Raw genomic sequence first — 20,389 nt, forward strand, 5'->3', positions numbered from 1 at the left:
TCGAGTCGAGCCGCAGCGTAGCCACCGAAATGTCGGCGGCTGCCTTCGCGCCGTCCCCCGCCCCGCGGATACTGGATGCCTGCTTTCGCAGGCATGACAGCCGAGAGTGGGGTGAGCGCCTCCCGCCTCAAACCTGCCGAGGGTGCCAATGGGTCCCCGGTCGCGGCTGCGCCTTCTTACCCGGGAAGATGCGTGGAAGGACCGAAGCGCTGCAGCCCCTAGAACAGCGAACCCTGTCCGCTCTCGCGCGGCTTGGCGGCCGGGCGCGCCTTCGCACGCGGGGCGGGACGCGGCGCCGGCTGTGCCGGTTCGCTCTCACCGCTCCCACCAATGCCGGAGGGATCGCCGTCGCCGGCCGCGGTGGCGGCAAGCCGGCTCTCGTCGCCGAATTCGATGGTGATCGCATCGCCGGGCTGGATGCCGTGGGCCGAGCGCAGCGGCTGCCCGTCCGCATCGCGCACCAGGGCGAAGCCCCGCGACAGCACGTTCTTGTAGGAGAGGCTCTCCAGCAGCTTGGAGACGCCGTCGAGCCGCGCCCGGTCGCGGGCGAGCTGCTGGCGATGCGCCCTGAGCGCCCGCGCCTCCAGCCCGCCGAGCCGCTCGCGCGCGATCAGCACCGTGCGCGCCAGCGTGTGCGGCGACAGCCGCCCGGCGGCCATCATCTGCCGGCCGCGCTTGTCGCGAAGGCCGGCGCGCAGCGCCGGGGCCAGCCGTTCCGCATAGGTGTCGAGCCGTTGCCGCGGCAGCGCCAGCAGGTCGCGCGGCGAGGGCAGGGCGGCGGAGGCCGCCCGCAATTCGGTCCGCCGGCCGGAGATCAGTCGCAGCAGGCCGGAAATCTGCCGCCGCGCCAGCCCGTCGACGGTGGCCATCAGCTCGCCGCGCACCGGCACCGCGATCTCGGCCGCGCCCGTCGGCGTCGGCGCGCGCAGGTCGGCGGCATGGTCGATCAGGGTCCAGTCGGTCTCGTGGCCGACGGCGGAGATCAGCGGGATTTCCGACGCCGCCGCCGCGCGCACCACGATCTCCTCGTTGAAGCCCCACAGGTCCTCGATGGAGCCGCCGCCGCGCGCTACGATGATGACGTCCGGGCGCGGGATCGCGCCGCCCGGCGCCATGCGGTTGAAGCCCTCGATGCCGTTCGCCACCTCGCGCGCGGAGGTTTCGCCTTGCACCCGCACCGGCCAGACCAGCACATGCAGCGGAAAGCGGTCGGAGATGCGGTGGAGAATGTCGCGGATCACCGCGCCGGTCGGCGAGGTGACGACGCCGATCACGCGCGGCAGGAAGGGCAGGCGCCGCTTGCGCTCCTCGGCGAACAGGCCTTCGGCTGCGAGCTTGCGCCGCCGCTCCTCCAGCAGCGCCATCAGCGCGCCGACGCCCGCCGGCTCGATCGAATCGATCACCATCTGGTATTTCGACTGGCCGGGGAACGTGGTGATCTTGCCGGTGGCGATCACCTCCAGCCCCTGTTCGGGCTGGATCTTCAGCCGGCTCGCCTGTCCGCGCCAGATGACGCCGGACAGCACCGACTGCGCGTCCTTGAGGTCCAGATAGATATGCCCCGAACCGGGGCGCGAGATGCGCCCGAGCTCGCCGCGCACGCGCACATAGCCGAAGGCGTCTTCCATCGTGCGCTTGATCGCGCCGGAAATCTCTGACACCGAGTATTCGGCAAGGTTGTCGCTGTCTGCCAAGGCGGGATCCGGTTGGTGCTGTTCGTTCCCGCGAGGGGACCGCACCTTGGTCCCCCCGTCAAGACCGCGCGCCCGCCGGTCCACGGCTCTCCTGTTCACGCGTCCCGGAAAACCCCGCCATGCCCCGTTACGAATTCCGCATGCAGCGCCTCCATGTCGAAGACGGCCTGTCCGCCGGCGCGGAGATCGCGCTCGACCGGGCCCAGTCCAACTATCTGCTCAACGTCCTGCGGATGAAGGACGGCGACGAGGTGCTGCTGTTCAACGGCCGCGACGGCGAATGGCGCGCAGCGCTGCGCCAGGAGGGGCGCAAGCAGGCCTCGCTGGTGGCGAGCGAAATGACCCGCCCTCAGGCACCGCTCCCGAACCTTCACTATCTCTTCGCCCCGCTCAAGCATGCCCGCCTCGACTACATGGTGCAGAAGGCGGTGGAGATGGGCGCCGGCGCCCTGCGCCCCGTCGTCACGCGTTACACCCAGTCCGGCCGCGTCAATCTGGAGCGCATGCGTTCCAACGCCGTCGAGGCGTGCGAGCAATGCGGCGTCCTTGCCGTTCCGGCCATCGACGAGCCGGTTTCGCTGGAGGCGCTGCTTGCCGGCTGGCAGGCGAGCGAGGGTGCGCGCATCCTTGTCTTCTGCGACGAGGGCGAGGCGAGCCAGAACCCGCTTGCCGCGCTTGACGGTCTTTCGCCGGGCGTGCCGCTCGCCGTGCTGGTCGGGCCGGAAGGGGGCTTTTCGGAAGAGGAGCGCGCCCTGCTGCGGGCGCAGCCTTTCGTGGTGCCGATGCCGCTCGGTCCTCGGGTGCTGCGCGCCGACACGGCGGCCGTCGCCGCGCTTGCGGTGGTTCAGGCGCGGCTCGGCGACTGGCACTGAGCAGGCGGGTCGGGCGCTGCCGTCGCGGCTCCGGCGCCCTCACGTTCGCGGCATTCCGCCACTGGACTGGATCACAAAAAATCTCATTTGTTTTGGCAGGGGCGGCTGAGTATGGTGCGCGCCGACCACGCGAAGGGATACCCCATGGCCCGCGATACCATTGATTCCACCCCGATCGCGGGGGTGGCCGACCTCGCCGCGACGCTTGAGGCCGGCTGCAAGCCGACGGACTCGTTCCGCATCGGTACGGAACACGAGAAATTCGCCTTCCGCCTCGCCGACAATTCTCCGGTCCCCTACGAGGGGCCGGCCGGCATCGAAACCCTGCTGACGGGCATGGAAGGCCTGCTCGGCTGGGAGCGCATCGAAGACAACGGCCGCGTCATCGGCCTTGCCGATCCGGTCGGCGGCGGTGCGATCTCCATCGAGCCCGGCGGCCAGTTCGAGCTGTCCGGCGCGCCGCTGGAGAATCTCCACCAGACCTGCCGCGAGACCAACGCGCATCTGGCGCAGCTGCGCCAGATCGCCGAACCCCTCGGCATCGGCTTCCTCGGCCTCGGCATGACGCCGGACTGGCGCCGCGAGGACGTGCCGGTGATGCCGAAGTCGCGCTACGAGATCATGACGCGCTACATGCCGAAGGTCGGCAGCCTCGGCCTCGACATGATGTACCGCACCTCGACCATCCAGGTGAATCTCGACTTCGCTTCGGAGGCCGACATGCGGGCCAAGATGCGCGTCGGCCTGGCGCTGCAGCCGGTCGCCACCGCGATCTTCGCCAACTCGCCCTTCACCGACGGCCAGCCGAACGGCTTCCGCTCGTTCCGCGCCGAGATCTGGAAGGACACGGACAACGACCGCTCCGGTCCGTTGCCCATCGCCTTCGAGGACGGCTTCGGCTTCGAGAGCTACGTCGAATGGGCGCTCGACGTGTCGATGTATTTCGTCAAGCGCGGCGGCACCTATTACGATGTCACCGGCACCACCTTCCGCGCCTTCATGAACGGCGCGCTGGAAGGCGTCGTGCCGGACGCGCGGCCGACCATCGGCGACTGGAACAACCACCTGTCGACCCTGTTCCCCGATGTGCGGCTGAAGAAGTATCTGGAGATGCGCGGTGCCGACGGCGGTCCGTGGCGGCGCATCTGCGCCCTGCCGGCGCTCTGGGTCGGCCTTCTCTACGACGAGGGCATCCTCGACCAGGCGGGCGAGATGATCCGCGACTGGACCGAGGAGGAGCGCGTTGCCCTTCGCAACGACGTGCCGCGCCTGGGCCTGCAGACGCCGTTCCGCGGCGGCACGGTGCTGGATCTCGCCCGCGAGATGGTCGGCCTCTCCCGCGAGGGGCTGAAGCGCCGCGCCCGCCTCAACGATGGCGGCCAGGACGAGCGCGTGCACCTTGCCGCCGTCGAGGAGACGGTTGCGAGCGGCATGTCGCCGGCCGATGTCATGCTGCGCCGCTACAACGGCGACTGGGAGGGCGACCTCTCCCGGGTCTACACCGCTTACGCCTATTGAGGATCCGCGGCGGCGCAAGTCATTTGACCGCGCCGCCGCGACAGCGGAAGATGCCTGTTCCTGAAAGTGGAAAAGGCATGCGATGACCGAGAGCTTTCCTGCCCTGGGCGCCTTCGATCCGGCCGCGGTCGGCGAGGCGATGCGTCGCCAGTTCGGCTGGGGCGAGAGCGAGGTCGCCCGCGCGGCCGAGGCCTTGATGCCCGCAGCGCTCGCCGGCATGCGCCGCTATGCCGCCTCTCCCTCCGCGCTCGAGGGCCTGCTCGCCCTGATGCCCGGTCCCGGCCGCGCCGCGGCGCTCCCCGACCCGTCGGCCCTGGTGGGGGAGCCGCTGGCTCTCATCTTCGGCCCGTCCGAGGTGCAGCGCTCCATCGCCGAATATGTCGCCCAGCAGACCGGGCTGGAGCTTCCCGGCGTCGAGACCATGATGCCGGTCGTTGCAACGCTGGCGCTCGGCCAGGCGGCCCGGCGCTTCACAGTCGGCCCGGCGCGCGAGCTGCTCGACGCCTTCCTTGCCGGCTATGCCCGCGGCCGGCCGAAACCGGTGCCCAACCCGATGCGGGTGATGGAACCTTACGCGCAGGCGATGCGCTCGTTCTGGGACGGTTATCTCGGCCTTGTCGGCGCCGCCACCGCGACCGGTGCCGCTGCGCAGGAGGAAGAGCCGCCTGCACCTGAACCTGCCCCCGAACCCACGCCAGAGACCGTTGATGACCCCGTCGACGAGCCGGCTGCGGACGCCGGTTCGGCTCTTGTCGACAGCTGGCTGTCGCTCGGCCGCGACATCCAGGAGCGGCAGATCCGCAGCTTCGAAACCCTGTTCGAACAGGCGGCGAAGAAAGACTGACTCGCTCGCGCAGCGCCGTCTCAGTCTTGCGGAAACTCGATGCGGAAGGCCGCCCCGCTGCCCTCCGCCGCCGGCTCCAGAGAGATCCTCCCGCCATGGGCGCGCAGCAGGCTGGCGACGATATGCAGTCCCATGCCCGTTCCCCCGCTGTCCCGCCGGGTGGTGAAGAACGGTTCGAAGATCCGCTCGCGATTGCCGCTCGACACGCCGCGCCCGTCGTCGCGCACGGTGAGGACGAGCAGATCCGCCTCCTGCCGCGCGTCGATGCTGACCGTCTTCGCCCCGTGCCCGGCCGCATTGCCGAACAGATGCGAGAAGACGATCTCCGCCCCCTCCCGCGCCAACGGCAGCATGGCATCCTCGCTGCCGGCGACGATGCGCAGACCGGGATGGCGCGGCGTTAGCCCTTCGATCGCCGCCGATAGGCGCGTGCGGCCGCGATAATCCGCCTCGCGCGCCGCCGCCACCTGGCGCAGCGCCTCCATCTGCCGGTCCAGCTGCTGCCCGGCGCCGCGGATCTGCGCCACCAGATGACGGTCGGCCGGCGACAGCTCGGCGCTGTCCTCCAGCAGTTCGGTCGCCGCGCGCAGGGTCGAGATCGGCGTGCGCAGCTCGTGCGTCACGTGGTTGGTGAAGCTGCGCACGGTGGCCTCGCGGTTGCTCAGCGTCGCCGCCATGTCGATGACGCTGAGCCCCATGTCGTGCAGCTCGCGCGTGCCGAAATGCTCCGGCGGGGCGACCGTCTCGCGCCCCGGCGCACGCATCGCGGCGGCATAGGCGGCAAGGGCCGTCACCGGCCGCAGCAGCACCCGCAGCAGCATCAGCCACAGCACGGCGGTCAGCAGGCCGATGATCGCCGCCAGCAGCACCGCCGCATGGCGGAAGCCGATTTCCGGGCCGAGATAGCGCAGCGCCACGATGCCGGCGAGCGAGAGCGCCAGCGTGCCGGCCAGCGCGCCGCCCAGCACCAGCCACAGCGAGGGGCGCCACTTGCGGGTCACGGCGTGCAGGGCCCCATGCGGAGGCCGACGCCGTGCACCGTCTCCAGCGCCTCGCCGCCGCCGGCGACCGCCAGCTTCTGGCGCAGGTTCCGCACATGGCTGTCGAGCGTGCGGTCGGAGACCTGGCTCGCCGCCCCCCAGACGATGTCGACGATCCGGGCCCGCGACACCGTGCGCCCCGGATCCTGCATCAGGGCGGCAAGGATGCGCATCTCGGTGGAGGTCAGGGCGATGGCGGTGCCGTCCAGCCGGCAGTCATGCGCCTGCGGATCGAGTTCCAGCGCCCCGTGCCGCATGACGCGGGAGCTCGCCGCGCCGTTTCCGCGCTTCAGGATTGCCCGGACCCGCGCGACCAGCTCGCGCGGGCTGAAAGGCTTGGTGACATAGTCGTCCGCGCCCAGCTCCAACCCGACCACCCGGTCGATCTCCTCGTCCCGTGCGGTCAGGAACAGCACCGGCACCTCGGACTTCGTCCGCAGCCTGCGGCAAACCTCGAAGCCGTCGATCTCCGGCAGGCCGACATCGAGCACGATCAGGTCCGGCCGCTCGCGCGCCGCATGGGTGAGGGCGATCTGCCCGTCCGCCGCGGTCAGCACGTCGAAGCCGGAGCGCTCAAGCGTGATCGACAGCAGGTCCCGCAGATGCGGGTCGTCATCGACGACCAGGATTTTCATTCATCCGCCTCCGGACCTTTTCCGCTTCCAGATAGCCGATGGTCCTCCAGGTGCGAAAGTCCCAATCGCGCCAGCTGTCGATGCGCGGCCGGGTGGTCCGGCACCAGGCCTCGGAGGGAGCGTAGCTCGGCGCCACCGGATAACCCGCCTCGCAAACCGGCTCGCCCGGACCCTTCAGCCGGGCGATGTTGTGGCTGGCGACGATGTGGGAGAAATTGACGAAAGCGCAGAGATAGAGCGTTGCAAGCCCCAGCAGCGCGAGCCTGGCGAGCAACCATCCGCTCGAGCGCTCGCGCCGGATCTGCCAGGCGATCAGCATGAGGCCGAGGCCGACCAGCACCGTCCAGATCGCCGCGTGGATGCGCAAGGTGGTCAGCCCGTAGGCCTCGACATAGATCCACAGCCGGTAGCCGGCCGCGCCCGTCAGCGCCAGGTTCTGCGCAAGCCACAGATACATCAGGCCGCGCAGCCCCGGCCGCGCGCCGAGATAGGGGCGCGCCAGTACGGCAAAGGCACCGGCCAGCACGGCCGTTGCCATCAGCGCGAAGGCCCCGCGCCGGGCATAGGCCGAATAGGTCAGCCCCTCGGGCAGTTCGCCGCCGGCCAGCAGATAGCGCACATCCGTGCCGACCTGTACCAGCAGCATCGCATTGAACAGAACGAGCGCCAGCGTCACCGAGCCGGCATTGAGGCCGAGCCACCGGCCGGCCGGCGGGCCGTCATCGAGGCTGCGCATCCGCGGCAGCACGCCGGACCAGGCCAGGAAAGGCCAGATCAGCGAGGCGACGATCGACAGGAACACGAGACGCCCCAACAGCGGCAGGAGATGGATATCGAAGGTGAGCAGCCGGTCGAGCCAGCCCTCGATCACCGGATTGGCCACCGCCAGCAGCACCAGCAGCGCCGCCGCGCCGAGGAGGGGGAAGGCGAGGCGGCTTGCCGCTTTCAGCGCCATCGTTCCGGTGTCCTCGCCCCGGCTTCCCGCCTGAACGGCAAGAGAGGCAAAACGCATCGCCCGGAAGGGTTGCCGTATCGACGACAGCAGCAGGATGGCAGCGGTGAAGGCGAGTTGCGCGGCTGCGGGTCTTGCCGCAGCGCGTGCCCAGACGAGGCTTGCGGCGAGACCTGAGACGGCGAAGGCGACGGCGAGCAGCTGCTGGTATTCGATCAGCGGCAGCTGGCTTGCCACCAGCAGCAGTGCCGGCCCGCGCGGGATCTTGCGGCCGGGCAGGGTGGCGACAGTGGCGAGGAAGGCGATGAACGCGAACGGAACGAAGGCGAGCCCCGGCCAGGGGTGATAGAGCAGCAGGTTGGCGGCGATGACGCAGGCAATGAGCGCGGCCAGCTGCGCTTTCGGCGGCCAGCGAAAGCGCTCGTCCGGCGGCCCGTGCATCGCGCCGCCTGACGCTAGCGCGGGCGGTGCTGTGTCCGCCGCGGCTTCGGCCTTCGCGGTTTGTCCTGCCGGCGCTGCGGCGGCACTCAGCCACCATGCCTCCCGTTGCAGCGGGCGGGGCAGGCTGCGGTCCAGCGTTGCGGCAAGCGTCATGGTCTTCCTCCTTCGGGCGCGATCCGGACCGACCGGAGCCGGTCGGCAGGTCAGGGCGTGCCATGGCGCTTGCGGAGCTGGCCTGAAGGAGTTCTGCAGATTTCGTGCAGATGCCGGAAAACACAAAAAAAGCCCGCCTCGGGGGGAGGCGGGCAAGGTGAGTCGGCGAGGGGCCGACAGGGCCTCGGCGCAGGGCGTAGGGAGAGGTCTCGGTGTGACGCCCGGCGCGAAGGGGAGGTCAGGCGCCGCGCTTGCGGCGCCCGGAAAGGGTCGAGATCCGCCGCTCGTTCCGCAGCCGCGAGAGCTGCGCGCTCGGATCGTGATGATCCGTGGCATAGAGCGAGGCGGCGACGTCGGAGCGCGTCACGCCGATGTCGGCGAGCATGTAGTCGTCGAGATCGAGCAGCCCGGAGATCGCCTTGCGGTTCTGCCGGCGGCGCCATGCCGCGACGGTGAGCGTCAGAAGCGAGGCCGCGGCGGTGCCGAGCGTGGCGAGAAGGGAAACGCGCGCCGGTCCGGCGATCGGGGTATTGCATGCCTGCGTCATGGCAAGACTCTCCTTTCCGGCGCCCCGGTATGGCGCGCCTAGTATGTGCTGTGGCGGGGCTGCCGCCTCCATCCGTTTCGTATGACAAGAGAATATGAAGCGCGGATCGATTTAACAAACGAATGTTTTCGATGGATATCGATCTTGATCCGTGATGTATTGAGATCAGAACACAGTCAGCGCGGAACGCGGCCTTTTGGCGCGCTGCGCAAGCCGGAGGCGACAGCCATGGCCCATGCTCTCGATATCGACCAGTTGCGCACGTTTCTCGCCATCGCCGAGCTCGGCAGCTTCACCAAGGCGGCGGACGCGGTGAACAAGACCCAGTCGGCGGTCTCCATGCAGATGAAACGGCTGGAGGACCGGCTGGAGCGGCCGATCTTCGTCAAGGACGGGCGCCAGTCGCGTCTGACCGAGGACGGGCACCGCCTCATCGAGTTCGCCCAGAGGATGATCCGTCTCAATGACGAGACGGTGACGGCCTTTTCCGCTCCCTCCATTGTCGGCCGTGTCCGCCTCGGTCTGCCGGACGACTATGCCGAGCGGCTGCTGCCGCAGGTGCTGGCCGCCTTCGCCCGCCTCAACCCGGCCATCGAGATCGCCGTGCAGTGCCAGGGCTCGACCTTTACCGGCGAGATGATCGAGCGCGGCGAGCTCGACCTGGCCATCGTCACCTCGGGCGATTGCGTCAAGGTGCAGGGCGAGGTGATCCGCCGCGAGCCGCTGCATTGGGTTGCGCCCGCCAACCAGTGCCTGCATTGCGAGGACGTTCTGCGCCTCGCGCTCGGCCCCACCACCTGTTCCTGGCGCAGCCAGGCGGTCTCCCTGCTCGACCGCATGAACCGCCCCTATTGCGTTTCCTACACCTCTTCCAGCGCGGCGGCGCTGATCGGTGCCGTTCAGGCCGGCCTTGCCATTGCCGTCCTGCCCGAAAGCGCGGTGCGCGCCGGCATGCGCATCCTGTCGGAGAGCGACGGCTTCCCGATGCTGCCGCCCTGCGACATCACCATGGTCCGCGCGGCCTCCGCCACCGACCCGGTGCATGATGCGCTCTGCGCCCATATCCGCGCGGCCATCGGCAATGTCAGCACCGAAATGCTGATGGCGGCGGAATAGGAACCCGCTCTCAGCCCTTGGCGCGGCCGGAGCGCAGCACCAGGAGGTTGCCGCCGAGCACGCAGACGAGGCCGGCAATGGCGTCCGGTCCCCAGTGGAAATTCTCCAGCACGGTCGAGACCAGCAGGGCGACGACCGGGAACATCACCGTCGAATAGCCGGCCCGGGCCGATCCGATCCGCGCCAGCAGCGTCAGGTAGCAGGCGAAGGCGACGACCGAGGCGATCACAGCCAGGTAGACCATCGCGCCGAGATAGGTCGGCGTCCATTCGATGGCGAAGGACGCCCCTCGGGAGGCCGCGAACAGGCCGAGCAGCACCGTGCCGTAGACCATGCCCCAGGCGGAGGCCGAGACCAGCGGGATGCCGCTCTTCTGGTTGGCGGTCGACACCATGTTGCCGAGGCAGAAGGACAGCGTGCCGGCAACGCACAGGCCAAGGCCGAGCAGCGCCGTCGCGTCGAGGCCGCTGTCGGCCGCGCCCATGATCTGCGGGCGGAACAGCAGCGCCACGCCCGCGAAGCCGAGCAGCGCGCCCAGCAGCACCCGCCGGCTGATCCGCTGGCCGAAGATCGCAAAGCCCAGGATCATGTTGAACACCGAGGCGAGCGAGAACACGACGGACAAAAGGCCCGAGGGCACGTACTGGCCGCCGTAGTAGAACAGCGTGAAATTCGTCGAGAAGAGAAACAGGCCGAGCCCGGCGAAGCGCAGATGCGTGCGCAGCGGAAAGGAAAGCCGCGCACCGCGCGCCATCGCCCAGCCCATCATGATCGCCGAGGCCAGCACGAAGCGCCAGAACACCGAGACTTCCGGCGGGACGGTGCCGAGCTGCAGCTTCAGCGCGTACCAGGAAAAGCCCCAGGCGAGCACGGTGAGGCCGTAAAGCCCCATGTCGAGCGGGGAAAGGGTGGGGTCGTCGCGCAGGGCGGCGCCGGGAGCGAGCGTGGTCATGGGATGCTTCTGGCAGGGAAAGGGAGGAGCAATCATGCCCCATCCCGCGCCCCGCGACCAATCAGGATTGTTGACCCGATCGATGCATCCTGCTGATGGTTCGCGCGCGCCGCCGCAACCCTTATGAGCGCCGCGTGCGCCAGCGGGCGCGCAGGCCTTCCGAGGTCAGGTAGACGAGGCCGAAGAGATAAAGTCCCGTCATCGTCAGCATGGTGACGATCAGCACCGGATAGCCGTACCAGGCGACCGCCAGCAGCCACAGCGCCAGGATGTTGAAGAAGAAGGCGAAGCGCTCGGTCTGGCCGCCGCGGCGCGCGCTGCGCAGCATGGAGCCGAACACGGGGATATATTCCAGAAGGCGGATGAGCCTGCTTGCCATGGGAAACCGTCCTGTTGTCGCAGCGCCCGAACGGCCCCCTCGGGCCGCCCTCCTTGAGGGCGCGTCTCGTCAACAGATGCGCCGGCCTCGCGCGGGATAGAATGCGGCGAGACGTCCCTGCGACAATCAGGACCTGCTGGGACCTGCCGCGCTGTCGTGCCAGAGCGGGCGGAAACCGGCGGCCAGCACCGCAACGCTTGCCGGCGGCGTCAGCAGCTCTGCGCCCGTCTCCAGCGCGCCGGCAAGGGTAGAGGGATCGGCCGGGCGGTATCCGGTAAAGCTCCAGGTGAGCCACCGCCCTTCGCGCCGCGTCAGGATGGTCTCGCCGGTCCGCACCATCGCCCCGTCGGGCAGCGTCTCCCGGTCGCCAAGGGCAAGAACCGGGCGCTCTCCCGTGCGCTCGCCATGCAGCTGCCGGTCCATCTCCGGTGCGCTGGGCGGGGCGACGAGCCCGTGTCCTCGCTGCCAGGCCTCGCGATAGCGCAAGGCATCCGCCCGCCGGCACTCGAAGCAGGGCCGGTGCCCGGCGGCCATTGCGCTCACCTCGTCGAGAAAGAACAGCTCGGTATAGCCATCGCCCATCACCTGCCGCTTGCGGCCGCGAAACTCCAATACGCAGCAGATCCAGGCGCACGAGCGCCAGCGCGCCCGCCCGAGCGTCTGCGTCTGCGGATCGTGCAGCCGGCCGCCGCGATTGCCCATCATCGTGCCGCGCGCGGCGACCGCATGCAGGCCGCCGTCGGCGGACACCCGGTTGGTCAGCGGCATGGCATCCTCAGCTCAAGCGCCAGTCTTCCGTCTCCACGCCCTTGTCGCGCAGCTGGTTGACGCGGTCGTTGGAGTAGCGCTGGAAGCCTTCGCTCTGATAGGCGCCGCTGCGCACCCATTCGAAGAAGTGGTAGAAATAGAAAGGCGGCAGGTAGCCCTGGATGCGGGCGATCTCCGCTTCGCGGCCGGTCTTGCCGGCAACGGCGTCGGCGTCAGGCGGGAAGAACAGGATCGTCGGGGTGAAGTTGACCAGCCAGCGCCGGCCGAGCGCGCGCTCCTCCATCGCCTCGCCGTCGAAGTCGGTCGTCTCGCGCGCGCCGAACAGGTCGAGCTGCAGGATCGCGAAATTCTCCTTCATCCACGGCAGGTAGTCCTCGCGCGCAAGGTTCACCTCGTGGGTCTTGCGGCAGAACGGGCAGCCGCCCTGTTCGAACATCACCACGAAATGCTTGCCCGCCGCCTGCGCCTCGGCCAGGTCGTCGCCAAGGTCCAGGAAGCTCTCGACGAACCAGTCCTGCTTGTACAGCCCGTCGTCGCCCAGCGTCGCCGCGCGTGCGGAGTGCGGCCGGACGAGCGGCAGGCTCGCCCCGGCGGCACCGGCCGCCAGCGCGGCCAGCGAAAAGTCGCGTCTCGTGATCATGCTGTTTCCTCCCGACACATTCCTTTCTCGGAATGTATCAGCTTGCAGCAACGGTTGCATCCGCAATGCGGGGAGGGGGCGGGGAAATCAGGCCTCGCCCACCACCACGATATGCAACGCCCGCGGCCCGTGCGCGCCGAGCAGCAGCGTCTGCTCGATGTCGGCCGAGCGCGAGGGGCCGGTGATCATGTTCACCGTCCGCGGCATGGTGCCCTTGCCGTGGATCCCGCGGATCCGCTCCCACAGGCTCTCGTAGTCGCCGGCGATATCGGCCGCCGACAGCACGACGATATGGTGCTCGGGCAGGAAGTTCAGCGTCGTCGGATTGTCCGGGCCCGAGGTCAGCATCAAGGTGCCGGTCTCGGCGATGCCGCCGAAGGCATGCGAGACGGTGGCGAGATCCGCGTTCTCGGCCCGGCCGCGGTCGACCTCCAGGTTCGGCTGCGCCGCCCAGGGCATCGCGGCGAGCCGCGCGTCCTCGCCAAAGCGCACCCGCGCCGGCAGGTTCTTCGACTTCAGGTACTCTGTCACCGCCTGCGGCACCTCGGCAGCGCTCGCCACGCGGGCGATGCTCGCCTGCACCTTTTCCGCCATCTCGCAGAACAGCGCCACCTGTGCCGCCGGGGCCAGCTGGCCGCGCGCCGGGATCAAGCCCTTCGGCGCGCGCTGCAGCCGGTCGGCCACCGCCGCGCGGCGGGCCGTGTCGTCGCCCTTGCGCCCCATGGCGGAGCGCATCTTGGCCAGGATCGAGGCTTTTGCGTCGCTCATGCCGAGGCCCTTCCGCTTGCACTCTTTGACCGCATGTCCTTCGCTTTCGCCCACTGCGCCTGGAACGTGCCGCCTTGCGGCGCCGGCATGTCGCGGTGCCGTGTCCAGCCGCCGGCGAGCGGCAGCGAGGAGAAGCGCCCGCGTGCCCGTCCCAGCAGGCCGAGCGTCCCCATGGCGACGCGCGTCGCCATCTGGTACAGCGCCGGCCGCTTGGCGAAGAAGGCCCACATCGCCAGCCCGTAGCGGGCGGCGGCCGGGTTGAGGTTGCGCGAGAACTCGCGCTCGCGCCAGTGGCGCATCATCTTCGGCAGCGGGATGCGCATCGGGCACACGCTCTCGCAGCGCCCGCAGAAGGTCGAGGCGTTGGGCAGGTGACCCGACTGGTCGACGCCGATCAGCGAGGGCGTCAGCACCGCGCCCATCGGGCCGGGATAGACCCAGCCATAGGCGTGGCCGCCGACCGCGTGATAGACCGGGCAGTGGTTCATGCAGGCGCCGCAGCGGATGCAGCGCAGCATGTCCTGGAACTCGGTGCCCAGCATCGACGAGCGGCCGTTGTCGAGCAGCACCACATGGTACTCCTCCGGCCCGTCGGGATCGCCCGCCCGCTTCGGCCCGGTCGACACGGTCGTGTAGACCGACATGTCCTGGCCCGTTGCCGAGCGCGCCAGCACGCGCAGGATCTGCGACACGTCCTCCAGCGTCGGCACGATCTTCTCGATCGAGGCGACCACCACATGCGCCTTCGGCAGGATCTGCGTCAGGTCGCCGTTGCCCTCGTTGGTGACGATGATCGAGCTGCCGGTCTCGGCGACCAGAAAGTTGGCGCCGGTGATGCCGATATCCGCCTGGAAATACTTGTCGCGCAGCACCGCGCGCGCCTCGCCGAGCAGGGTCGTCGGCTCTTCCAGGTTGCGGTCCGGGTCGAGATGGGTATGCACCCGGCGGAAATCCGCCTCGACCTGATCCTTGTTCACATGCACCGCCGGGGCGATGATGTGGCTCGGATGCTCGCCGCGCAGCTGGATGATGTATTCGCCCAGATCCGTCTCCACCGGGGCGACCGAATGCTCCTCGAGGAAGGCGTTGAGGCCGATCTCCTCGGTGATCATCGACTTGCCCTTGGTCACCGTCCGGGCGCCGCGCTTGCGGCAGATGTCTAGGATGATGCGCCGCGCGTCCTCGGCCGTCTCGGCCCAGTGCACGTGTCCGCCGGCCGCTTCCACCTTCTCGGCATAGGCCTCCAGGTAGAGGTCCAGATGCGCCAGCACATGGTCCTTGATGTCGCGCGCATTGTCGCGCAGCTGGTCGAATTCCGGCAGCGCGGCGGCGGCCGTCGCGCGCTTGGTGATGAAGCCCGAGCGCACATGGCCGAGCGCGCGCTGCAGCGGCGCATCGTCCAGCGCGTGGCGCGCGTTGTTCTTGAACTGGGGCGAGGTGATCTGCATGTGAGGCTGGCTCCCGTGCGTGCCGTGACCGGAACCGGTCAGCGCGTCCGCTTTTCGCCGATGGCCGGCTGGTCGGTCATGCCCGCCAGCACTTCGGCGACGTGGCGGACCTCGATGGCCGACCCCTCGCGCTTGAGCTTTCCGGCCATGTTCATCAGGCAGCCCAGGTCGCCGGCCAGCAGCATCCCCGCGCCGCTCTCGCGGATGGTCTTGGTCTTTTCCTCGACGATCTTGTTGGAGATGTCGGGATACTTGACGCAGAACGTGCCGCCGAAGCCGCAGCACACGTCCGGATCGCGCATCTCCTTCAGCTCCAGCCCCTCGACGGAGGCCAGCAGCTTGCGCGGCTGCCGGGCGATGCCGAGTTCGCGCAGGCCCGAGCAGCTGTCGTGATAGGTGGCGCTGCCGTTGAAGGTCGCCTCGACGCTGGCGATGCCGAGCACGTCGGTGAGGAAGCTGACCAGCTCGAACACCTTGGCGGAGAAGGCCGAGGCCCGTTCCTGCGCGGCCGTGTCCCCCTCGAACAGCTCTTCGTAGTGCTTCTTCAGCATGCCGGCGCAGGAGCCGGACGGGGCGACCACGTAGTCGAAGCCCTGAAAGGCGCGAATCACCTGCTCGGCGATGGCCCGGGCGTCCTTCCGGTCGCCGGAGTTGAAGGCCGGCTGCCCGCAGCACGTCTGCGCCGCCGGCACCTCGACGATGCAGCCCGCGTCTTCCATCAGCTTCACCGCCGCGAAGCCGACGCTCGGGCGGAACAGGTCGACGAGGCATGTCACGAAAAGACCGACCCGCGGGGCGGTTTTCGGCGCCTGCGGTGTCTCGTTTGGCTGCGCGCCGGTTTGCGCGGTGGCTGTCATTGCGTCCCTGCTTCTTCTGTCGGGCGGCGGGGAGCCCGCCGTCGCTTGCTGTCGTCCTGTTCGCTCTCCAGGCGTTGCGCCAGGCGCAGCGCGGAGACGACGCTCCAGCTGCCCGAGCGTGCCATGGCGTAGGCGACCTGCTCGACAAAGTCGATATGCGAACTGGCCGCATCGCCCGCCCGCCCGGCATCGCCTGCCATCACGGCCTCGTAGATCTCCCGGTGCTGCTCCAGCAGCTTCTCCCGCGAACCCGGATAGCGATAAAGCTGTACGCGGCTGTAGAAAACCCCGTCGGCCAGCAGCCGATAGCATGAGCGCAGCGTGTGCAGCAGCACGATATTGTGTGCGCTCTCGCCGATCGCCTGGTGGAACTCGACGTCGAGCTCGGCCTCGCGCCCGAAGTCCTGGCTCTCGTGCGCGCCCTCCATGGCGCGGAAGATCCGGGTGATGATCTCGCGGTCCGCATCCGTCGCCCGCTGCGCCGCCAGCCGGGCGGTCGTGCGCTCGATCTCGCGGCGATATTCCAGGTAGTCGGCGATGGCCGGCGGGTGGCGCCGGACCAGTTCGACGATGGCCTCGGAGAACACGGTTCCGATCACGTCGGCGATGAAGGTGCCGCCGCCGTGGCGGGTCACCAGCAGGCCTCGCTCCTCGAGAATCTTGATGGCATCGCGCAGGATGGGGCGCGAGACGTCAACTTTCTTTGCCAGATCACGTTCGGCCGGCAGCCGGTCGCCGGGGCGCAGAACCCCCTGCAGGATCAGTTCCTCCACCTGATCGACAACGGAATCTGCCGTCCGGTTGTGATGGATCTTCTGGAATACCATCGTCCCGATCTTGTTTATTGCAACGCAGCGGAAATTCATCGCAATGCAATAAATTTCTTGGCGTTGAAGTAGGTTAGGGCAATTTATTCCGTATTGCGTTGAGTGGTCAATATTGTTATCCAATTAGCGCGGGCCGGTTTTCTCCGGTTGGGAGGCCGGTTTCCGGTCCGCGGGAGATGGGCGTGGATGTTGCCAGGCCAGGTTGTGCGGCGACAATCTGCCGGCACAGGCAGGCATTCGCGTCCGTCCTGTTGCGCGATGGGGAGCGTTTCGACGTCGGGGCATTGCCGGGCATTGCGTCCGCCATGCCATCGACGGTGTCCGGTCCCTGGAGCGCACAATGTTCCTAGGGAGGACCTGAACGTGAAATCTTTCATTTCTGCAGTTGCCGTAACAGCGTCTCTTGCGATCGGTGCGACATCGCCGGCCGTCGCGCTGGACAAGCTGGACTGGGATCTCCAGTCGACCTATCCGGGCTCGCTGACGCAGCTCGGCACGCTGGGCAAGCTCGTGTCCGAGCGCCTCGCCGCGGTTTCCGGCGGTGAGATCAACCTCAAGTTCCAGGAGCCGGGCGCCATCGTTCCGGCCCTCGAGGCCTTCGACGCCGTTTCGTCCGGCGCCGTGCAGGCGGCCTGGTCGACCCCGGGCTACTGGACCGGCAAGGACAGCTCGCTCGCGCTCTTCGCGGCCGTGCCGTTCGGTCCGAGCGCTCCCGAATACGTCGCGTGGCTGAAGTTCGGCGGCGGCCAGGAGCTGTTCGACGAGATCTACGGCTCCTACGGCATCAAGTCGCTGGTCTGCGCGGTCATCGCGCCGGAGGCCGCCGGCTGGTTCCGCAAGGAGATCAACACCGTCGACGATCTCAAGGGCCTGAAGATGCGCTTCTTCGGCCTCGGCGCCAAGGTCATGCAGAAGCTCGGCGTGTCGACGCAGCTGCTCGCCGGCGGCGACATCTTCCCGGCGCTCGAGCTCGGCACCATCGACGGCACCGAGTTCTCCATGCCGGCGATCGACCTGAAGCTCGGCTTCTACCAGGTGGCGAAGTACTACTACTTCCCGGGCTGGCACCAGCAGTCGACCTTCTTCGACCTGATGATGAACAAGGCCGAGTGGGACGCGCTGGACGACCAGACCAAGGCCGTGTTCGAGACCGTCTGCGAAGCCAACATGATCTATGGCATCGCCGAGGGCGAGGCCATCCAGTCCGCGGCGCTCGCCGAGCTGGAGAAGCAGGGCGTCAACCTCAAGACCTTCGACCCGGCGATCCTCGAGGCTCTCGAGAAGGCCTGGAACGAGGTCGTCGAGGAGGAGAAGGCCGCCAACCCGAACTTCGTGAAGGCTTGGGAGTCGCTCTCCAAGTTCCGCGAGGAATACAAGACCTGGGCCAATATCGGTTACCTGAAGAAGTAACCCGGGTCGCCTGACAGGGCGGGTCCGCACCGCCAGACCCGGTGGTGCGGATCCGTCGTTTGCGCGCGTGGCTGTCGAGGCCGCCGCGCCCGACGGCCTAGCCGGACGCCGACCGCGCAGCCGTACGGTCCACCGATTACCCGGTCGGGGAGAGGGTTCCCATGTCAACGCTGATAAGCCTAGCCGGCATCGCGGCTTCACTCGTCGCGGCGTTCGAGCTTGGCATTCCTGCCTATATCCTGTGTGCTGCGGGCTTCGTGCTCGGCATCGTCGGCGGCTTTCTCGGGGGGCGCGTGTCGCTCGCCATTGCCGCCATGGTCCTGGCCGCCTTCGTCTTTGCGGTCAGCCCTACCGGAATGGAGGCCGTCCTCACATCGATGGACGTCAATCCGCGCAACTTCTTCCGTACCTATGACGGTCTGTCGGGTGTGATCGGGTCGCTGGCGATCCTGATGATCACGCTGCTCATCGTGCGCACCCGTTCTCCGCGGGCCTTTGAGACCATGCTCGACACGTCGGACGACTTCGACCGCGTGGTCGTGGGCATGGGCAAGCTGGCCTCCTGGCTCTTCGTGCCGTTGATGCTGATCATCTTCTACGATGTCAGCCAGCGTAAGTGGCTCGACTTCGACACGTCGATCATGGACACGCCGTTCTATGTCGACAGCACCAAGCTCCAGGAGATGGAGTGGCATCTGCATGCGACGCTGTTCCTGCTCTGCCTCGCCTTCGCCTATCGTGCCGACGGGCATGTGCGCATCGAGCTGATCCGGGACCGGTTGTCCCAGCGCGCCAGGGTGTGGATGGAGCTGGCGGGCATCGTCCTGTTCCTGCTGACCTATTGCTACCTGATCGTCCAGTTCGGCTGGGTCTATGCCAGCAAGTCCTACCAGATCGGCGAGGTCTCGGCCGCCCAGACGGGCCTGAGCCATCGCTGGATCATCAAGGGCATGCTGCCTGTCGGCTTCGCCTTGCTGTTCACCGCCGGCGTTTCCGCCGCGCTGCGTTGCGTCGTCTATCTCTTCGGCCCGTCCTACCTGAACGAGCGCTCCGGCGACTATGCCGGCACGCATCATGCGGACCTGCCGAAGGATGTGGCCACCAACGGGCCGATTACGGACTGATCGGAGAGCTCGAAACATGACTTTCGTGGAACTTTTGCCGATCTACATGTTCGTGGCGCTCGCGCTGCTGCTGTTCACCGGCTTCCCCGTCGCCTTCATCCTGGGTGGTGTCGGCCTCGGCTTCGCATTCCTGGCCCAGGAACTGGGCGCCTTCAACGTCGCCCGCCTGGTCATCCTGCCCAGCCGCATCTTCGGCAGCACCATGGAAAACCCGGTGCTGGTGGCCATTCCCATGTTCACCTTCATGGGCACGATGCTGGAAAAATCGGGCGTCGCGAAGGACCTGCTGCAATGTCTGCAGGTCCTGACGCGGCGCGTGCCCGGTGGTCTCGCCCTCTCGGTGACGCTGATGGGCACCATCATGGCCGCGACCACCGGCATCATCGGCGCCTCGGTGGTGATGATCACCCTGCTGGCGCTGCCCGTGATGTTGGAGCGCAACTACCACATCCCGCTGGCGACCGGCACGATCGCGGCCTCCGGCACCCTCGGCATCCTCATTCCGCCGTCGATCATGCTGGTGATCATGTCGGACCTGATGTCGATCCCGGTCGGCACCGTGTTCGTCGCGGCCATCGTCCCGGGCCTGCTGCTGTCGGCGCTCTACACGATCTACATCATCGTGCTGTGCCGCATCCGGCCGCAGCTCGCCCCGCCGCTGCCCGACGATATCGGCCCCTCCACCCGGGGCGAATTCTGGACGATGATCCTCAAGAGCTTCATCCCGCCGGTCTTCCTGATCGTCGTGGTGCTCGGCTCGATCTTCGCCGGTCTCGCCACTCCGACGGAAGCGGCCGGCGTCGGTGCCCTCGGCTCCACGCTGCTCGCCTTCGTCAACCGTCAGCTCACCTTCGAGGTGATGAAGGATGTCTGCTACCGCTCGGCGCTCACCGGCGCCATGCTGTTCGGCATCTTCCTCGGCGCCACCTGCTTCTCGCTGGTGTTCCGCTGGCTCGGCGGCGATGCCCTGATCGACGAGTTCATCGCCTGGGCGGGCGTCGGTCCCTGGGGCATCCTCTTCGTGCTGATGGGCATGGTGTTCTTCCTCGGCTTCTTCTTCGACTGGGTCGAGATCACCCTGATCGTGCTGCCGGTCTTCGGGCCGATCGTCGCCGGTCTCGACTTCGGCACCCATCTGGCCGGGTTCGAGGGCGTCGGCGAGGTCGCGCTGATCTGGTTCACCATCCTCGTATCGACGAACCTGCAGACATCGTTCCTGACCCCACCCTTCGGCTTCGCGCTCTTCTACATGAAGGGCGTGGCGCCTCCGGGCGTGACGATCCAGCACATCTACAAGGGCATCATTCCCTTCGTGATGCTGCAGCTCATGGGTCTGGCGCTGTGCATGCTGTTCCCGGGCATCGTCCTGTGGCTACCTAACGCATTGCTCGGCAACTGACGTCT

20 protein-coding genes are annotated in these 20,389 nt (G+C 68.1%); 7 read left to right on the plus strand and 13 right to left on the minus strand.

Annotation, left to right across the window (positions count from 1 at the left end; translation table 11 throughout):
* Nucleotides 1-218: 218 nt before the first annotated feature.
* Nucleotides 219-1,694 (minus strand): exodeoxyribonuclease VII large subunit, encoded by a 1,476-nt coding sequence (gene xseA, locus BBX35_RS12380; RefSeq protein ID WP_067220459.1) that lies wholly within the window; start codon nucleotides 1,692-1,694, stop codon nucleotides 219-221.
* A 119-nt stretch (nucleotides 1,695-1,813) separates the two neighbouring features.
* Here xseA and BBX35_RS12385 point away from each other — a divergent pair, with 119 nt between their 5' ends.
* The 3 genes from BBX35_RS12385 (at nucleotide 1,814) to BBX35_RS12395 (ending at nucleotide 4,928) form a co-directional block, all read left to right on the plus strand.
* Nucleotides 1,814-2,566, plus strand: a complete 753-nt coding sequence (locus tag BBX35_RS12385) for a 16S rRNA (uracil(1498)-N(3))-methyltransferase (protein WP_067220461.1) — start codon at nucleotides 1,814-1,816, stop codon at nucleotides 2,564-2,566.
* A 144-nt stretch (nucleotides 2,567-2,710) separates the two neighbouring features.
* Nucleotides 2,711-4,084 carry a glutamate--cysteine ligase gene (locus tag BBX35_RS12390; protein ID WP_067220463.1) on the plus strand — a complete coding sequence of 458 codons (1,374 nt, stop codon included), beginning with the start codon at nucleotides 2,711-2,713 and terminating at the stop codon, nucleotides 4,082-4,084.
* A gap of 82 nt (nucleotides 4,085-4,166) precedes the next feature.
* Nucleotides 4,167-4,928, plus strand: coding sequence for a DUF937 domain-containing protein (locus BBX35_RS12395; RefSeq protein ID WP_067220466.1), 762 nt, complete (start codon nucleotides 4,167-4,169; stop codon nucleotides 4,926-4,928).
* Nucleotides 4,929-4,948: 20 nt separating this feature from the next.
* Here BBX35_RS12395 and BBX35_RS12400 read toward each other — a convergent pair whose 3' ends face one another.
* From BBX35_RS12400 to BBX35_RS12415, 4 genes are all read right to left on the minus strand, one after another.
* Nucleotides 4,949-5,929, minus strand: a complete 981-nt coding sequence (locus tag BBX35_RS12400; protein ID WP_083206255.1) for a sensor histidine kinase — start codon at nucleotides 5,927-5,929, stop codon at nucleotides 4,949-4,951.
* Complete coding sequence (locus tag BBX35_RS12405) at nucleotides 5,926-6,603, minus strand: response regulator (protein ID WP_067220470.1); 678 nt, start codon at nucleotides 6,601-6,603, stop codon at nucleotides 5,926-5,928. The genes BBX35_RS12400 and BBX35_RS12405 overlap by 4 nt, the downstream gene beginning before the upstream one ends.
* Entirely contained in the window at nucleotides 6,581-8,149 is a 1,569-nt protein-coding gene (locus BBX35_RS12410) for a DUF4153 domain-containing protein (protein ID WP_067220472.1), read from the minus strand. Before BBX35_RS12410 ends, BBX35_RS12405 begins: the two co-directional genes overlap by 23 nt.
* A gap of 238 nt (nucleotides 8,150-8,387) precedes the next feature.
* A complete protein-coding gene (locus BBX35_RS12415; protein WP_067220474.1) occupies nucleotides 8,388-8,696 on the minus strand; it encodes a DUF1127 domain-containing protein in 309 nt (102 codons plus the stop codon).
* A 228-nt stretch (nucleotides 8,697-8,924) separates the two neighbouring features.
* Here BBX35_RS12415 and BBX35_RS12420 point away from each other — a divergent pair, with 228 nt between their 5' ends.
* On the plus strand, nucleotides 8,925-9,812 hold the full coding sequence (locus BBX35_RS12420; RefSeq protein ID WP_067220476.1) for a LysR substrate-binding domain-containing protein: 888 nt from the start codon (nucleotides 8,925-8,927) through the stop codon (nucleotides 9,810-9,812).
* Nucleotides 9,813-9,822: 10 nt separating this feature from the next.
* Here BBX35_RS12420 and BBX35_RS12425 read toward each other — a convergent pair whose 3' ends face one another.
* The 8 genes from BBX35_RS12425 to BBX35_RS12460 all read right to left on the minus strand — a co-directional run bounded on the left by BBX35_RS12425 (nucleotide 9,823) and on the right by BBX35_RS12460 (nucleotide 16,451).
* Complete coding sequence (locus tag BBX35_RS12425; protein ID WP_067220478.1) at nucleotides 9,823-10,764, minus strand: DMT family transporter; 942 nt, start codon at nucleotides 10,762-10,764, stop codon at nucleotides 9,823-9,825.
* A gap of 121 nt (nucleotides 10,765-10,885) precedes the next feature.
* A complete protein-coding gene (locus tag BBX35_RS12430) occupies nucleotides 10,886-11,143 on the minus strand; it encodes a hypothetical protein (protein ID WP_067220481.1) in 258 nt (85 codons plus the stop codon).
* Nucleotides 11,144-11,269: 126 nt separating this feature from the next.
* Entirely contained in the window at nucleotides 11,270-11,911 is a 642-nt protein-coding gene (locus BBX35_RS12435; RefSeq protein ID WP_067220482.1) for a hypothetical protein, read from the minus strand.
* Nucleotides 11,912-11,918: 7 nt separating this feature from the next.
* On the minus strand, nucleotides 11,919-12,551 hold the full coding sequence (locus tag BBX35_RS12440; protein ID WP_067220485.1) for a thioredoxin family protein: 633 nt from the start codon (nucleotides 12,549-12,551) through the stop codon (nucleotides 11,919-11,921).
* 87 nt (nucleotides 12,552-12,638) lie between these two features.
* The gene (locus BBX35_RS12445; RefSeq protein WP_067220486.1) at nucleotides 12,639-13,319 is read right to left on the minus strand and encodes a LutC/YkgG family protein; all 681 of its coding nucleotides are present in this window, start codon (nucleotides 13,317-13,319) and stop codon (nucleotides 12,639-12,641) included.
* Nucleotides 13,316-14,767, minus strand: coding sequence for a LutB/LldF family L-lactate oxidation iron-sulfur protein (locus tag BBX35_RS12450; RefSeq protein WP_067220489.1), 1,452 nt, complete (start codon nucleotides 14,765-14,767; stop codon nucleotides 13,316-13,318). Before BBX35_RS12450 ends, BBX35_RS12445 begins: the two co-directional genes overlap by 4 nt.
* 38 nt (nucleotides 14,768-14,805) lie before the next feature.
* Nucleotides 14,806-15,624, minus strand: coding sequence for a (Fe-S)-binding protein (locus BBX35_RS12455; RefSeq protein WP_067220492.1), 819 nt, complete (start codon nucleotides 15,622-15,624; stop codon nucleotides 14,806-14,808).
* Nucleotides 15,621-16,451 (minus strand): FadR/GntR family transcriptional regulator, encoded by an 831-nt coding sequence (locus BBX35_RS12460; RefSeq protein WP_067220495.1) that lies wholly within the window; start codon nucleotides 16,449-16,451, stop codon nucleotides 15,621-15,623. Before BBX35_RS12460 ends, BBX35_RS12455 begins: the two co-directional genes overlap by 4 nt.
* A gap of 363 nt (nucleotides 16,452-16,814) precedes the next feature.
* On the opposite strand from BBX35_RS12460, the gene BBX35_RS12465 reads away from it, so the two are divergent.
* The 3 genes from BBX35_RS12465 to BBX35_RS12475 all read left to right on the plus strand — a co-directional run bounded on the left by BBX35_RS12465 (nucleotide 16,815) and on the right by BBX35_RS12475 (nucleotide 20,384).
* Nucleotides 16,815-17,861, plus strand: coding sequence for a TRAP transporter substrate-binding protein (locus BBX35_RS12465; protein ID WP_208979830.1), 1,047 nt, complete (start codon nucleotides 16,815-16,817; stop codon nucleotides 17,859-17,861).
* Between the two features lie 161 nt (nucleotides 17,862-18,022).
* Nucleotides 18,023-18,985, plus strand: a complete 963-nt coding sequence (locus BBX35_RS12470; RefSeq protein ID WP_208979831.1) for a TRAP transporter small permease subunit — start codon at nucleotides 18,023-18,025, stop codon at nucleotides 18,983-18,985.
* A 16-nt stretch (nucleotides 18,986-19,001) separates the two neighbouring features.
* Nucleotides 19,002-20,384, plus strand: a complete 1,383-nt coding sequence (locus BBX35_RS12475; RefSeq protein ID WP_067220498.1) for a TRAP transporter large permease — start codon at nucleotides 19,002-19,004, stop codon at nucleotides 20,382-20,384.
* The last annotated feature ends 5 nt before the right edge of the window (nucleotides 20,385-20,389 follow it).

Origin of the sequence: Stappia indica (assembly GCF_001696535.1) — a bacterium.
Taxonomy (GTDB): Bacteria; Pseudomonadota; Alphaproteobacteria; order Rhizobiales; family Stappiaceae; genus Stappia; species Stappia indica.